Here is a 14,272-nt window from a genome sequence, read left to right as displayed (position 1 = left end):
ATTAAGAAATCATCTTATCAAGGGGGGAAAGTATATGAAAAAACTGGCAGTATTATTGGTTGTTATTTTAAGTGTTTCTATGTTTGCACAGGTTACTATCGAATTCTGGCATGCTATGAGTGGGTGGAGAATTGAATTATTACAGGACATGGCAAACGATTTCATGAAAACTCATCCAGATATCAAGGTTAATGTACAATACACAGGTTCATATCTTGATACTTTCAACAAAACAATTGCAGCTGTAAAAGCAGGAAAAGCTCCACATATTGTACAAATATACGATATTGGAACACAGGCAATGATTGATGGTGGAATCGCTATTCCAATTGGTGATTTAATAGAACAGGATCCAACTATAGATAAAGGTGCTTTCCTTGAACAAGTAGCTAATTACTATACAGTTAATGGAAAATTATATTCAATGCCATTTAACTCATCAACAGCTATTTTATTCTATAATAAAACAATGTTCAAGGAAGTTGGATTAGATCCTGATAAACCACCAAGAACATATGATGAATTAATAGAATATGCAAGAAAATTACAGAAGAAAGATGCAAATGGTAAGGTTATTAGATACGGTTTAACATGGCCAACACATTCATGGTTCTTTGAACAATTAATGGCTGTACAGAATGCTCCATTAGTAAATAATGGAAATGGTAGAGCAGGAGTAAGACCTACACAAGCAGTTTTCAATAGTCAAGCTGGTAAAAACATATTCAATTTATTCAAAAAGATGACAGACGAAGGTTTGTTATTAAATACAAAGAGAGAAGACTGGAATGGTGCAAGTCAGATTTTCTTAGCTAAAAAAGCTGGTATGTTATTATACTCAACATCAGATGTTAAATTCTTTGATGAATCAGCAAAAGAAAATGGTTTTGAAGTTGGAACTGCATTCTTACCAAAACCAGATGAATCAGTACAGGGTGGATCAGTTATAGGTGGAGGATCATTATGGATTCTTAAGAATCATCCAAAAGAAGAAATTGATGCAGCTTGGGAATTTGTAAAATGGATGACAGAACCAGCACAGCAGATTAGATGGCACCTTGAAACAGGATACTTCCCAGTTAGAAAAGATGCTATAGAACAATTATTGTTCAGCGGATTCTATTCAGAACATCCAAATTACTTAACAGCTATAATGGAATTACTCTTATCAAAACAGACAGTTAATACAAATGGAGCAGTTATGGGTGTATTCCCAAAAACAAGAGAAGTTATCGAAACAGAATATGAAAATGTAATTAATGGAAAGAAATCTGTAGAACAAGCTCTTAATGATGCCGCAAGACAGGTTACATTAGAATTGAAGAGATACAACAGACTTTATAAATAATTTTTAAGTTATAATTATACCAGGGCGGTTTTCCGCCCTTTTTTTAAAGAAGGAGGAATCTTCATATGTCGTGGAAAAGTAAATTAACTCCATATTTATTACTTGTACCAACCTTTGTTATAATTATTTTATTTATTTATTGGCCAGCAACATATTCTTTTAAATTAAGTTTTTATCAGGAATCTTTTTTTGGAAATCGAAGTATTTTTGTTGGTCTGGAAAATTATACAGAGTTATTTACAGATCCTGCGTATTATAAGGCTCTGTTGACTTCTGCGATTTATTCGTTTTCCACTGTTTTTTTAACGATGTTTTTAGCATTTTTAATTTCACAATTATTAGTTCAAAATATTCCTGGAACACGATTTTTTAGGTTATTTATCTTTGCCCCGTATGCAATCTCTCCAGCAATTGCTGGTATATTATGGTCATTTTTATTAACTCCAACTGTTGGATATTTAAACTATATATTTATGAAGTTTTTTGGTATAGATACAGATTGGCTTACAACTACGCCGTATGCATTTATTGCTGTAATGCTTGCAACAATATGGAAGATGTTACCTTTTGATTTGATTTTTTATATAGCTGGACTACAATCGATTCCTGATTCTTTGTTGGAATCTTCTATGATAGATGGTGCAAATCTCTGGCAACGTATGTGGAAGATAAAATTTCCATTGTTATCACCTATAAGTTTTTATTTGTTTATAATGAATTTTACAACAACTATGTTTACTTCATTTGGTATTATTGATATTATGACAAAGGGTGGACCTTCAGGAACTACAACAACTTTGATATATAAATTATACTTAGATGCATTTACCTATACAAATAATGGTTCTGCCGCAGCTCAATCTGTTATAATGTTTGCTATTATGGGAGTTATCACAGTAATCTATTTCAAAGGCGTCGAAAAATCCGTCCACTATCAGTGAGGTGATCTTAATGGCTTCAAGTATTTCAAGGAGAAAAAAAGTTAATTTAATTTTATCTGAAATAATATTAATACTTATTTCATTAATAGTTATGGCTCCAATATTATTGGCGTTTAGTATGAGTTTTATGACTTATACAGAGGTTTATACATTTCCACCTAAATTATTTCCAAGTACATTTCACTGGCAGAATTATGCAGAGGCTTTAAAATTAGTTGATTTAGGAAGAATGCTTATTAATTCGTCAATTATAGCATTTTTTATTACATTTGGTAAGTTGATTACAGGAACGCTTGCAGGTTATGCCTTTGCGAACTTTCAATTTAGAGGAAAGAATTTGTCATTTATGTTATTATTTATAACCTTATTTTTGCCGGCAGAAACAGTTATGATTTTGCCATTATTCCTTATAATGAAGCAATTTGGCTGGATCAATACATATTATGCGCTTATTATACCTTTTACTGCAAGTGCCACAAATGCATTTTTAATGAGACAGCATTTTATGACAATACCAAAAGAATTAAGCGATGCTGCTAAGATAGATGGCGCAACGTCAATGCAATATTTCTGGAAGATTTTATTGCCATTATCCAAATCAATGCTTGGTGGTGCAGCGTTAATCAACTTTGTTTATGCATGGAATCTCTATTTATGGCCATTGATAGTAACAATGGACGATAAAATGAAAACTGTTCAAATTGGTATAAAGATGTTAATTAGTTCTGATGCTGCTAATAATTGGGGAATAATAATGGCTGGTACAATGATAGCGCTTGTTCCAACATTGATTATATTCTTTGCCATCCAGAACCTATTTGTTAAGAGTCTTGTTAGTTCAGGGCTTAAAGGATAAAAAAACCGGGTCTTTAAAAAGTCCCGGTTTTTATTATTTTATTTATTTTTTGTCGGTAAATGACACGAATTCAACAGTTCCTCTTTGTCTTACAGGTTGTGTATATAAATCCATTAACATATAAACTTCATCTGGAACATCTGTTTCTACATTTAATCCCAATTCTTTTGCTTCTTCAACTGTTATTGGGTAATCATGAGTCCATCTTCCTTCTGTTAAGGTTTCTGATAATTTTTTAGCTTTTTCTTCTCCGAATCTGTCCTTTAATAATTCATATATAAATTTCTGAACCTGATGAATGGATTTTTTTGCAACGTCTGCAAGTATTAATGTTTGATCATCGACTTTATCCACACCTTTTTGTTCAACTGCTCTAACGATACTTGGAGCGGGATTTTGGCCTAATTGTGGATCAACAGGACCTAAAACGGCATGGGGATCCATTATTATTTTGTCTGCTGATAATGAGATTAATGTTCCGCCGCTCATTGCATAATGAGGAACAATTACCCGTGTTTCTGCTGGATGATCGTGTAAAGCCTTGGCAATTTGTGTAGCAGCTAATACAAGGCCTCCTGGTGTGTGTATAATTAAATCTATAGGCTTATCTTTAGGTGCTTTTCTTATAGCTCTTAATATTTCTTCGCTATCTTCTATATTAATGAATTTATAGAATGGCATTCCTAAAAATCCCATACTTTCCTGTCTGTGTATAAGAGTAATAACTGTTGAATTCCTCTTTTTAGATAACGAGGACAAAAGACCTTTCCTTGAAGCAATTAACTGTGCAAATTTAAACTGTGGCCCGAGTAAAATATAGAACATAAATATGAGCCACAATAAAGAACCTAAACCTGTTGTCACTTATACCACCTCCTATGAAAAATTTTTCATTGTTATTAATAATAATGTTTTTTAATCTTTTTTAAATCTATTATACCATAATCAGGTATATTTAATTAATTTAAGTATATGAATATTTCATTTTTTCTGGTATACTACATTTGTGAAATATTATTTACGGGGTTATTATTATGGAGATTTTTGTAATTACAACCGAAGCTGGAAGTATTAAAGGATTTGTGAAAAATAATAAGATTATAGAAATAAAATTTTATAATGATTATCTTGAAGAATATTATGATAATCATACGGCTTTGTTTTATAAAACTATAAAAAAGTATTTTAAAGGATACGATGTTCTTGATGAATTGCCTTATGAAAAGTATTTTAAAACTGTTTTTGAGGAAAGAGTAATGAAGACTTTAAAAAATAAAGTATTATTTGGACATGTTGTATCTTATGGAGAGCTAGCAGTTATGGCAGGGTATCCGCGCGCAGCAAGAGCTGTTGGAACTGTTATGGCACATAATAATCTTCCATTGATATTTCCGTGTCATAGGGTTATTAAAAGCGATGGAAGGATTGGAAATTTTGGACCCGGGCAACACTGGAAAGAGTTTTTGTTAAAAATTGAAAAATATATTGTGTAACAAACTTTAACCTTTATAAAACATTCAAGAATAAATTGGAATATATAATATCTTTGAGGTGATAATAATGTCAAAACGCTTACATCCAAAAGTTTTTAAAGTCCCTATTGACAGGATTAGAATGGGTTATTATTCGGATAAGTATTTTACAAGATATGTTGAGGTGTTAAAAAAAGACAATAAGCATGTTAACGTGCTTTATCAGTATTTTCCCAGAAAGGATTGTGTTGTTGTAGGAATTGATGAAGCACTTGCTATTTTAAGATTTGGAACTGGTTATTATAGGGATGAAGAAAAAGCTAATGAATTGTTTAACAGTATTTTAGAATTGGAGAAAGCTTTACAAAATGCAGCTCATAAGATGGATAAAGAGGAATTGCTTGAAATAACGTCAAAAAAATGGGATTTAAGGATGATGTTAAATGATTTATGGGTTGATAAATGGAATGAAATAGAAGTTAAAGCACTATTTGATGGTGACGAAGCAAAGGATATGGAACCGGTTTTGACTATTGAAGGAGATCCGTCATATTTTGGATATCTTGAAACAATTTTATTGGGAGTATTGGCAAGGGCTACCTCAACTGCCACTGCTGTTAAAAAGGTTGTAGATGTTGCCAATGGAAAGCCTATATTATTTTTTAGTGCAAGATTTGACCATTTCTGGGTACAGGCAACCGATGGTTATGCGGCGTTAAAAGCAGGTGCTTTTGGTGTATCAACAGACGCTAATGCAGATTATTGGGGAATAGAATCATTGGGTACAATTCCGCACGCATTAATTGCTTCATATGATGGTGATACAACAGCAGCTGCAATAGCCTTTGATAAACATATTGAAGGAAATGTAAATAGAATAGTTCTTGTAGATTGGGATAATGATGTAATTGGAACGACGATGAAGCTTGTATCAAGGTTTTATGAATATGTAACAGGTGAAAAATTTATTCTAGGTAAAACAGATCCTTCTGTTATAATAGGACCGGGAAAAAACAAAATATGGGGTGTGCGTTTTGATACATCTGGAAGTTTAAGGGATAAGAGCGTTATTCCAAAGGACAAATCTTCTCTTGGGGTTAATCCTGAGCTCGTATGGCGTGCAAGACAGGTTTTTGATGAAAATGGTTTAAAGGATTTAAAGATTTTAGTTTCAGGCGGTTTTGATGCTGAGAAAATAAAATTATTTGAAACTTTAGATGTACCCGTTGATAGCTATGGTGTGGGTTCAAAATTGTTAAAAGAAAAGATAGATTTTACTGCAGATATTGTTGAAGTAAATGGAAAACATTGTGCCAAGGTGGGAAGAAAAAAAGGAGATTTATCAAGATTATCAGTGGTTTCAAAAAAATATTGGGAAGAATAAATTAAAATATAAAATTAAATTATTAAAGGAGGATTATAAAATGGAAAAAGGTACATGGGTTGTTAAAAAGGGTTTTGCTGAAATGTTCAAAAATGGAGTTATAATGGATGTTACAACTGCAGAACAGGCAAAGATTGCTGAAGAAGCTGGTGCAGTTGCAGTTATGGCTCTTGAAAGAGTTCCAGCAGATATTAGAAAAGCTGGTGGAGTTGCAAGAATGGCAAGTATTTCAAAGATAAAAGAAATCATGGAAGCAGTTTCTATTCCTGTAATGGCAAAGGTTAGAATTGGACATATTGCTGAAGCAAGAGTGTTGGAAGCTTTAGGTGTTGATTTTATAGATGAATCAGAAGTTTTAACTCCTGCTGATGATAAATATCATATAAATAAACACGATTACAAAGTTCCTTTTGTTTGTGGTGCAAGAAACCTTGGTGAAGCATTAAGAAGAATTGCAGAAGGTGCTGCAATGATTAGAACAAAAGGTGAAGCTGGAACAGGTAATATTGTTGAAGCAGTAAAACACATGAGACAGGTTATGGATGAAATAAGATTAGTTCAAAATATGCCAGAAGAAGAATTGGTAACATATGCAAAACAGATAGGAGCTCCTGTAGATTTAGTTGCAGAAGTTAAAAAATTAGGAAGATTACCTGTAGTTAACTTTGCAGCTGGTGGAGTAGCAACACCTGCTGATGCAGCATTAATGATGATGCTCGGTTCAGATGGTGTATTTGTTGGTTCAGGTATTTTCAAATCAAAAGATCCAAAGAGAATGGCAAAGGCTATAGTTGAAGCTGTATTGCATTATGACGATCCAGAAAAATTAGTAAAGATCAGTGAAGACGTTGGAGAAGCTATGGAAGGATTGGAAATTGATAAATTAGATGTACACTTACAGGAAAGAGGATGGTAATGTGAAAATAGGTGTATTGGCAGTTCAGGGAGATATCCGTGAACATGCAAATATGATTGAAAAGATAGGTCATACACCTATAAGAGTTAAGTCAATAGAAAAATTAAATGAAGTAGAAGGGCTTATTATTCCTGGCGGTGAAAGTACCACTATCACAAAGTTACTCAAGAAAACAGGATTATGGGATGAAATTATAAAGAAAGCAAAAGAAGGATTTCCTATTTTTGGCACATGCGCCGGGATGATAGTGCTTTCAAATGGAATAAAAAAGTATGAAAAACAGGATACAATGAAGCTTATTGATATAATTGTTGAAAGAAATGCTTACGGAAGACAGGTATTTTCATTTGAAGAAATATTAAAATTTAGAGGTAATGATATAAAGGTAACATTTATAAGAGCACCAAAAATTGTTGAATACGGTGAAAATGTTGAAAAATTAATAGAATATAAAGATGCACCTGTACTTGTAAGGCAAAATAATATCTTAGCAGCTTCATTTCACCCTGAAATAGAAGATGATCCATCTGTTCATGAATACTTTGTGGAAGAGATGGTTAAAAAGTCAAAATAAAAGAAGGTGAATTGTTTAATGATTCCATTAAATGGATTTCTTGCACATTTTATTGCAGATCATGCATTTACAAATGTATATTCTGATACATTAAAGGATAAAAATAAATTAATGACCCATATATTGTGGAGTTTCTTTGTAATATTGACATTTACATTTGAATCCTTAAAAAGCGTTGCGGGAATAATAGCATTTTTTGTGCTTGTATCTTATCATGTAGGTGTAGATATTTACAGATCAAAGAAAGGGACTGATTTTAAGAAAGAATTAGCATATTTAGCCGGGGCTTTTTTGATAAATGTAGTATTTTTTGAAGTATATATACATTCCTATATATCAAAGGAGTTTGTGTATTATTTAATAGGGATGATGTTTGCAACGAGTTTTGGCTCTTTTATTGAAAGGACATTTAATATAATAGATCCACAAATGAAGGATACAGCAGGTGCTTCAGAACGATTGGCTATATATATATTCTTAAGTAAATTTAAAGCGGAACTTGTACTGGTATCGATTTTTGCAGGACTTTTATATCGTTTTTTCTTTGTAAAAGAAAAATCAAAGGAATGGATTTTTTCTCCAATTTATGGTGTTATAGTATCTTCGATATGGATATTATTTATGAATGTGGTGTTATAAATGATATGGGCAATATCTGATATTCATGGAATGTATGATAATTTGATAAAGGTTTTAAATCAAATACCGGAAAATGATAAAATAATATTTCTTGGAGATTATGTGGATCGAGGGCCTGGTTCAAGACAGGTCCTTGATCTTTTATTTAAATTAAAAAATAGAGCGGTGTTTTTAAAAGGAAATCATGAAGATATGATGCTTGATTATTTTGAAAATACGGGTAAATATAAAGAGGGTGCATGGTTTAGAAATGGTGCCCAGGCAACACTTGATAGTTTTAATAATGATATTGAAGAAAAATATCTTGATTTTATTAGAAATTTAAAGCTTTATCATATTGAAAAAATTGGAACTCAAAAATATTTGTTTGTACATGGAGGTATTAGACCAGGAATTTCTCTTTCTGATCAAGCGGAGCGTGATTTGTTGTGGATAAGAGATGATTTTTATATGAGTGATCAGCCTTATGAAGATTACATTGTTATACATGGTCATACACCAACAAAATATATTACCGGTGAATACGAGGTATATTTTAGAAAGTTAGATGATAAAATTCTCAGCATAGATATAGATACCGGTTGTGTATATGGCGGTAAGTTATCGGCTCTTGGTATATCAAATGATAATAAGTATGATATAATATCAATATAGAGGTATTTTATTTATCGGAGGGATAAAAAATGGAAAGATTAGAATTTTTCACAATTACAGGCGAAGACGGAAATGAATATAATTTTATGTTTTTGGAAGAATTAAAGATTAATAATCAAAGGTATTGGATTTGTTATGAAGCTTTTAAGGAAGAAGATAGTGAAGATATAGTGTTAGGAGATACAGTTGCATTTAAGGTAAATTCAGAAAAGGGTGAATTGTTCTTAGATGCTGTTGAAGATGATGAAGAACTTGAATTGGTTGAAGAAGAATGGAAAAAGGTAATGGAAGATGTCGATATTGATGAAAATGAAGAATTTTTTTTGATAGAGGATGACGATTCAAAAGATAATAATTAATTATAAACAGGTGAAAGAATGATGGAAAATGCGGCGAAACTATTTGATATAAAGTTTATTCTGGATCGTTTTGATAAGCCTATTTTTAATAAAAATCTTGAATTGTTAGAGAAGAATAATATACATCCAAAATTGGTATGTATTCTAACTTCTGATGATCCTGGAAGTGTTTCTTATTCCAGGGGTATTAAGGGTATATGTAAAAGATATAATATAGAATTTGAAAGCGTTGTGGTACACAGCAGAGAAGAGCTGGAAGAAAAGATAGAATACTATAATAAAGATGTTCAAACACATGGTATTATTGTTATGTACCCTACACCCTTTGAGGTTAAAGATACGCATTTTATGAATATGATTTCCCCTGAAAAGGATATAGAAGGGCTGCATCATTCATATATGGGATATCTTGTTCAACATGAAGGTTATGAAGATCCAAAGCATTTAAGAAAATTAGTAATACCACCAACAGCAAAAGGAATATTATATGTATTAAAACGATATAGATTAATATTTGAGAATATAAAAAGAAAAACAGGAAATTATCCAGATAATTTTGATAGAAATCCATTTTCTTTAGAAGGCAAAAAAATAGTTGTAATTAATGATTCACTTGCTGTTGGAAGATCCCTGGCTTTAATGTTGTTAAATGAAAATGCCAGTGTAAGGGTTTGTCAGAAATATACAGATTATGAGGATATTTTAAAGTTTGTTTCTATTTCAGATATAATAGTTTCTGCAGTTCCATCGTCAAAATTTATTATTCCAACAGAAAAGGTGCCTCAAAATTCTATAGTATTTGATATTTCTTTTGAAGGAAATTTTGAGTATCCTTCTATATTTGATAAAGTATATAAGATTTCACCTAAATGGAATCTTGTTAAAAAAGGAAATCGTATTAATGATATGACATTGCACAGGCTTATTTCAAATATGTTTTATCTTGTAAATAGGAAACTTCCAGATACTGATTTATTGGAATTAAGAAAATTTGAAGATAATATACTTAGTCTATAATAAATAAAAATGGTTCGGCTTTTGCCGAACCATTTTTATTATTGCACTTCGCCAAGAAGTTCTTTTACTTTTCTGTGGATTCTTGCTTTCTTTCTTGCAGCGTTATTCTTGTGAATAACACCTTTTTTAGCTGCTTTATCAATTACAGAAAATGCATTGTTTAATAATTCTAATACTTCTTCTCTTTCTTTTTTAGCTTCTACTGCTGCTAATACTTTTTTAATTGAGTTTTTAACTCTTGTTTTGTATGATTTGTTTCTTAATCTTCTTTTTGCTGTTTGTCTAACTCTTTTTTTAGCTGATTTTACGTTTGGCACTTTGATTTTCCTCCTTTTATATTATTTTATTAATTATAATCCAAATGCAGCTTTTAATTCATTAACCTTATCTGTTCTTTCCCATGGGAATTCAACATCTGTTCTTCCAAAATGTCCATATGCTGCTGTTTTTCTGTAAATAGGTTTTAATAGGTCTAAGTTTTTAATTATTGCACCAGGTCTGAAATCAAACATTGTTGTTACTACTTCATATAATTTTTCTTCGTCAACCTTTGCTGTACCTTTTGTATCAATTAATATTGATACTGGTTCAGCTACACCAATAGCATATCCTAATTGAATCATTACTTCATCGGCTAATCCAGCAGCTACTATGTTCTTAGCAACGTAACGTGCCATGTAGTGTGCTGATCTGTCAACCTTTGTTGGATCCTTTCCGCTGAATGCTCCTCCACCGTGTGGAACCCAACCGCCGTATGTATCAACTATAATTTTTCTTCCTGTTAATCCTGTATCAGCGTGTGGTCCTCCAAGAACAAATCTTCCTGTTGGATTTACCAATATTTTTGTATTCTTTGTTAATAAATGTTCTGGAATTATTGGTTTAATTACGTGTTCAATTAAAGCTTCTCTAATTTCTTCAATTGTTACGTCTGGTTCGTGTTGAGTGGAAATTAATACTGTTTCAACTTCTATAGGTTTATTGTTTTCATCATATTCAACAGTAACCTGTGTTTTTCCATCAGGTCTTAAGAATTTTAATGTGCCATTTTTTCTAACTTCTGCAAGTCTGTATGCTAATTTGTGAGCAAGAACTATTGGTAAAGGCATCATTTCAGGTGTTTCATTTGTTGCGTAACCAAACATAATACCCTGGTCACCAGCGCCAAGCTTTTCGTAAGGATCCTCTTCTTTGATTTTTCCTTCTTTTACTTCTAAAGCTTTATCAACACCCATTGCAATATCAGGTGATTGTTCGTCTATTGACACTAAAACTGCTGAAGTTTCTCCATCAAAACCAAATTTTGCTCTTGTATATCCAATGTCTAATATTGTCTGTCTTACGATTTTTGGTATATCTACATAAGCTTTTGTTGAAATTTCTCCAGCTATTACAGCAACACCTGTTGTCACCAATGTTTCAACTGCAACCCTTGAGAATGGGTCTTTTTCCAATAAAGCATCTAAGATTGCGTCGGAAATTTGGTCTGCTACTTTATCTGGATGTCCTTCTGTTACACTTTCGCTTGTGAAAAGTCTTTTTTTCAATTCTCTTCCTCCTTTATGAAAATTTATTAATATCCGAATTATTATTATACCAAAAATATGAATCAATAGGCGTATAAAAAATTAACGTTAAAATAAAATCTATTGTATTTTGAGTTACATTTCTTTTACCAGTATTAATTTATATACCTTTATACTTCCCCAGATATCTTCAAGTATTAGTTCTGCAGGATTTTTATCTTTTAAAGTAAAGGCTATTTCATTCCATCTATTTACCTTTATTGGTGTAATAAATGATGAAGAATATAATTTAATCCAATACGTAAATAAATTTGAACCATAACCATAAATAGCATTTGGTGAATACATTTCGTCTTCTCTTATTGCATCGAATTCTATTTCATATACTAATTCATCATTAACCCTTAATGAAATCTTTCTTGGAATTATTGTTGTATTATCACCAACTTTTTCTGAAACTTTTACTTCGAGTTTTGGTAAAGTGGTAAATGGAACTTCAGTTACCTGATCATCTAATAATTTATATGTTCTATTATTTGATCTAATTTCAAATGCCTGTAATTTTCTTGGTCTCATTTCAACATAATCAACAAATTCAAGTGCATCTCTTACTATTTCTATTTCATTATTTCCCGATTTTTTAACTTCTCTAATTTCAAAGTGAACATGTGGAACTTCAGCTTCACCACTTTTTCCAGAATATCCAATTTCTTCACCTTTTGATACCCTTATTTCATCATCAGGAAATTTTATTTCTGCAAATGTATTTCCAAATTCGCTTACCACAGAATTTGCGATTTCTGCCATTAGTCCTTTGAAAGAATTTAAATGAGCGTATACGCTTATTAAATCATAGTCTGGATGATATATAAATATAGTATTTCCATAAACCTTATGATTTACCCATAATTTGCACACATATCCATCAGCTGCGGCATTTACAGGATAACCAATTCTTGAAAAAGATGAAAAATCTATTCCCAGATGGAAATGTGGTTTATCTCCAGTATCTCTATATTCTCCAAATGAAGATGTAAGATATGAATCCTTAACCGGCGGTAAAAACCTTTGAGAAAATACCGTTAAAACACTTAATAAAATTACGGTAAATACTAAAAATTTTTTCATAAAGCACCTCCATTGCGCGCATATATCTTTAATTTTATATCTGTATTATTGAATGTAATTTCCTCTATACCAATTTTACCACGTTTTTTAAACCAGTTTTGAACATTTTTATATTCTTCTTCAATTTCAAAAGTTTTTATTATCTCTTCTTCAATTAATTTATCCTGTATAGCTTTTTTTAAATTTTCAATGTTCTCGCCGGTTTTACATGAAATGAAAATAGCGTTTTTATATCTGTTTTTTAAAATTGAAAGTTGTTCATCATTAATTTTATCTATTTTATTAAAAACCAGTATACGTGGAATATCTAAAGCTTTAATATTCTCTAAAACATCATATGCGGTACTTATTCTTTCTTCAATATTTTGAGATGAAATATCTACGAGATGTATGATTAGATCGGAATATTTTATTTCTTCCAGCGTGGATTTAAATGCTTCTATTAATTCATGAGGAAGATTTCTAATAAATCCTACCGTGTCAGATAATATAACAAAGAGTCCAGAAGGAAGCATTACTCTCCTGGACTTTGGAGACAGAGTTGAAAACATTTTTTCAGAAATTTTTATCTTGTTTTCATGGCTTAATTCTTTTAATAAAGTTGATTTTCCAGCACTTGCGTATCCCACAATGGAAACTTTTATTATGTCTTTTTTGTTTTTTCTTGTAAGTTCTCTTTGGGATTTAATCTTTTTTAGTTTATTTTGAATTTTAGATATTTCATTTTTTATGGTTCTTTTTTTGTATTCTTTTTCCTGTTCACCTGGACCTCTTGTTCCAATACCCCCACCGGTTCTGGACATTTCGCTTCCAAGACCATATATCCTTGGAAGTATGTGCTTGAGAGTAGCAAGTTTTATTTGTAACTTGCTTTCCTGAGTTTCGGCATGCTCCGAAAAAATCTTTAATATTACATCTGTTCTATCGTATACTTCAATATTAAGCTCTTTTGAAATATGAATATATTGTCTCGGAGATAATTCAGAATTTATAACGAGCACTTCTGCATCAACAAACGCAATAAGTTCTTTCAAATCTTCAAACTTTCCTTTTCCAATAAAAGTGAGAGGGTCTGGTTTATTTAAATTTTGATGTATGTATTCAACGATTTCTATATTTATATTTTTGGATAATTCTATTATCTCCTCAACATCTTCTCTTAAGTTTTTGCTGTTTATGAGAACTAATACACCTTTCTTAATTCTCATTACCTCCTGATTGATTTTCCTGATATTGCTGCTGGAAAAGCTTTACGTATTTCATAGGAACAATCATTTTTACTGCATGTTTATAAACTAATGATTGTTGTCCTTTTTTCTCTAAAAGAATGGTGAAATTATCAAATGATTTTATGTATCCTGATGTCTGAAATCCACCTTCAAAATAGATTTTACATTCAATTTTATTTGTTCTCAATAAATTTAAAAAACGTTCTTGCAAATTAAATTTTTCTGCCAT

17 protein-coding genes are annotated in these 14,272 nt (G+C 31.3%); 11 read left to right on the top strand and 6 right to left on the bottom strand.

Going from position 1 to position 14,272, the window contains the following annotated elements; translation table 11 throughout:
• Positions 1–34 precede the first annotated feature (34 nt).
• The 3 genes from XO11_RS05505 to XO11_RS05495 all read left to right on the top strand — a co-directional run bounded on the left by XO11_RS05505 (position 35) and on the right by XO11_RS05495 (position 3,145).
• Positions 35–1,348 carry an ABC transporter substrate-binding protein gene (locus XO11_RS05505; protein ID WP_014296591.1) on the top strand — a complete coding sequence of 438 codons (1,314 nt, stop codon included), beginning with the start codon at positions 35–37 and terminating at the stop codon, positions 1,346–1,348.
• Positions 1,349–1,413: 65 nt separating this feature from the next.
• On the top strand, positions 1,414–2,289 hold the full coding sequence (locus XO11_RS05500; RefSeq protein ID WP_014296590.1) for a carbohydrate ABC transporter permease: 876 nt from the start codon (positions 1,414–1,416) through the stop codon (positions 2,287–2,289).
• A gap of 10 nt (positions 2,290–2,299) precedes the next feature.
• The gene (locus XO11_RS05495) at positions 2,300–3,145 is read left to right on the top strand and encodes a carbohydrate ABC transporter permease (RefSeq protein WP_014296589.1); all 846 of its coding nucleotides are present in this window, start codon (positions 2,300–2,302) and stop codon (positions 3,143–3,145) included.
• A 42-nt stretch (positions 3,146–3,187) separates the two neighbouring features.
• Here the strand turns inward: XO11_RS05495 and XO11_RS05490 are convergent, their stop codons facing one another.
• Positions 3,188–4,009 (bottom strand): ATP-dependent Clp protease proteolytic subunit, encoded by an 822-nt coding sequence (locus XO11_RS05490; protein WP_014296588.1) that lies wholly within the window; start codon positions 4,007–4,009, stop codon positions 3,188–3,190.
• Positions 4,010–4,179: 170 nt separating this feature from the next.
• Here XO11_RS05490 and XO11_RS05485 point away from each other — a divergent pair, with 170 nt between their 5' ends.
• The 8 genes from XO11_RS05485 to XO11_RS05450 all read left to right on the top strand — a co-directional run bounded on the left by XO11_RS05485 (position 4,180) and on the right by XO11_RS05450 (position 10,160).
• Complete coding sequence (locus XO11_RS05485; protein WP_014296587.1) at positions 4,180–4,638, top strand: methylated-DNA--[protein]-cysteine S-methyltransferase; 459 nt, start codon at positions 4,180–4,182, stop codon at positions 4,636–4,638.
• A 67-nt stretch (positions 4,639–4,705) separates the two neighbouring features.
• Complete coding sequence (locus XO11_RS05480) at positions 4,706–6,001, top strand: nicotinate phosphoribosyltransferase (RefSeq protein WP_014296586.1); 1,296 nt, start codon at positions 4,706–4,708, stop codon at positions 5,999–6,001.
• A gap of 40 nt (positions 6,002–6,041) precedes the next feature.
• Positions 6,042–6,917, top strand: coding sequence for a pyridoxal 5'-phosphate synthase lyase subunit PdxS (pdxS, locus tag XO11_RS05475; RefSeq protein ID WP_014296585.1), 876 nt, complete (start codon positions 6,042–6,044; stop codon positions 6,915–6,917).
• 1 nt (position 6,918) lies between these two features.
• Positions 6,919–7,491, top strand: coding sequence for a pyridoxal 5'-phosphate synthase glutaminase subunit PdxT (pdxT, locus tag XO11_RS05470; protein WP_014296584.1), 573 nt, complete (start codon positions 6,919–6,921; stop codon positions 7,489–7,491).
• Between the two features lie 6 nt (positions 7,492–7,497).
• Complete coding sequence (locus XO11_RS05465; protein ID WP_217671852.1) at positions 7,498–8,130, top strand: hypothetical protein; 633 nt, start codon at positions 7,498–7,500, stop codon at positions 8,128–8,130.
• A complete protein-coding gene (locus XO11_RS05460) occupies positions 8,131–8,784 on the top strand; it encodes a metallophosphoesterase family protein (protein WP_014296582.1) in 654 nt (217 codons plus the stop codon).
• A gap of 29 nt (positions 8,785–8,813) precedes the next feature.
• Positions 8,814–9,143, top strand: coding sequence for a DUF1292 domain-containing protein (locus XO11_RS05455; RefSeq protein ID WP_014296581.1), 330 nt, complete (start codon positions 8,814–8,816; stop codon positions 9,141–9,143).
• Positions 9,144–9,164: 21 nt separating this feature from the next.
• Positions 9,165–10,160 (top strand): bifunctional 5,10-methylenetetrahydrofolate dehydrogenase/5,10-methenyltetrahydrofolate cyclohydrolase, encoded by a 996-nt coding sequence (locus XO11_RS05450; RefSeq protein ID WP_075780496.1) that lies wholly within the window; start codon positions 9,165–9,167, stop codon positions 10,158–10,160.
• 38 nt (positions 10,161–10,198) lie between these two features.
• Here the strand turns inward: XO11_RS05450 and rpsT are convergent, their stop codons facing one another.
• The 5 genes from rpsT to hfq all read right to left on the bottom strand — a co-directional run bounded on the left by rpsT (position 10,199) and on the right by hfq (position 14,272).
• Positions 10,199–10,477, bottom strand: a complete 279-nt coding sequence (gene rpsT / locus XO11_RS05445) for a 30S ribosomal protein S20 (RefSeq protein WP_014296579.1) — start codon at positions 10,475–10,477, stop codon at positions 10,199–10,201.
• A 33-nt stretch (positions 10,478–10,510) separates the two neighbouring features.
• Positions 10,511–11,707: a methionine adenosyltransferase gene (gene metK / locus XO11_RS05440; protein WP_014296578.1), complete on the bottom strand. Its 1,197-nt coding sequence runs from the start codon at positions 11,705–11,707 to the stop codon at positions 10,511–10,513.
• Positions 11,708–11,821: 114 nt separating this feature from the next.
• The gene (locus tag XO11_RS05435) at positions 11,822–12,814 is read right to left on the bottom strand and encodes a M23 family metallopeptidase (protein WP_014296577.1); all 993 of its coding nucleotides are present in this window, start codon (positions 12,812–12,814) and stop codon (positions 11,822–11,824) included.
• Positions 12,811–14,022, bottom strand: a complete 1,212-nt coding sequence (gene hflX, locus XO11_RS05430; RefSeq protein WP_175418292.1) for a GTPase HflX — start codon at positions 14,020–14,022, stop codon at positions 12,811–12,813. Before hflX ends, XO11_RS05435 begins: the two co-directional genes overlap by 4 nt.
• Entirely contained in the window at positions 14,012–14,272 is a 261-nt protein-coding gene (gene hfq / locus XO11_RS05425) for an RNA chaperone Hfq (RefSeq protein ID WP_175418291.1), read from the bottom strand. Before hfq ends, hflX begins: the two co-directional genes overlap by 11 nt.

The sequence above is a fragment of the Marinitoga sp. 1138 genome (assembly GCF_013363265.1).
Taxonomy (GTDB): domain Bacteria; phylum Thermotogota; class Thermotogae; order Petrotogales; family Petrotogaceae; genus Marinitoga; species Marinitoga piezophila.
This window is presented reverse-complemented; position numbering and strand designations above follow the sequence as displayed.

Bases quoted from the DNA above. Each gene is read 5' to 3' on its own strand.
- XO11_RS05505 (WP_014296591.1), top strand. From the start codon at position 35: ATGAAAAAACTGGCAGTATTATTGGTTGTTATTTTAAGTGTTTCTATG.
- XO11_RS05500 (WP_014296590.1), top strand. From the start codon at position 1,414: ATGTCGTGGAAAAGTAAATTAACTCCATATTTATTACTTGTACCAACC.
- XO11_RS05495 (WP_014296589.1), top strand. From the start codon at position 2,300: ATGGCTTCAAGTATTTCAAGGAGAAAAAAAGTTAATTTAATTTTATCT.
- XO11_RS05485 (WP_014296587.1), top strand. From the start codon at position 4,180: ATGGAGATTTTTGTAATTACAACCGAAGCTGGAAGTATTAAAGGATTT.
- XO11_RS05480 (WP_014296586.1), top strand. From the start codon at position 4,706: ATGTCAAAACGCTTACATCCAAAAGTTTTTAAAGTCCCTATTGACAGG.
- pdxS (WP_014296585.1), top strand. From the start codon at position 6,042: ATGGAAAAAGGTACATGGGTTGTTAAAAAGGGTTTTGCTGAAATGTTC.
- XO11_RS05460 (WP_014296582.1), top strand. From the start codon at position 8,131: ATGATATGGGCAATATCTGATATTCATGGAATGTATGATAATTTGATA.
- XO11_RS05455 (WP_014296581.1), top strand. From the start codon at position 8,814: ATGGAAAGATTAGAATTTTTCACAATTACAGGCGAAGACGGAAATGAA.
- XO11_RS05450 (WP_075780496.1), top strand. From the start codon at position 9,165: ATGGAAAATGCGGCGAAACTATTTGATATAAAGTTTATTCTGGATCGT.
- XO11_RS05435 (WP_014296577.1), bottom strand. From the start codon at position 12,814: ATGAAAAAATTTTTAGTATTTACCGTAATTTTATTAAGTGTTTTAACG.
- hflX (WP_175418292.1), bottom strand. From the start codon at position 14,022: ATGAGAATTAAGAAAGGTGTATTAGTTCTCATAAACAGCAAAAACTTA.
- hfq (WP_175418291.1), bottom strand. From the start codon at position 14,272: ATGGCAGAAAAATTTAATTTGCAAGAACGTTTTTTAAATTTATTGAGA.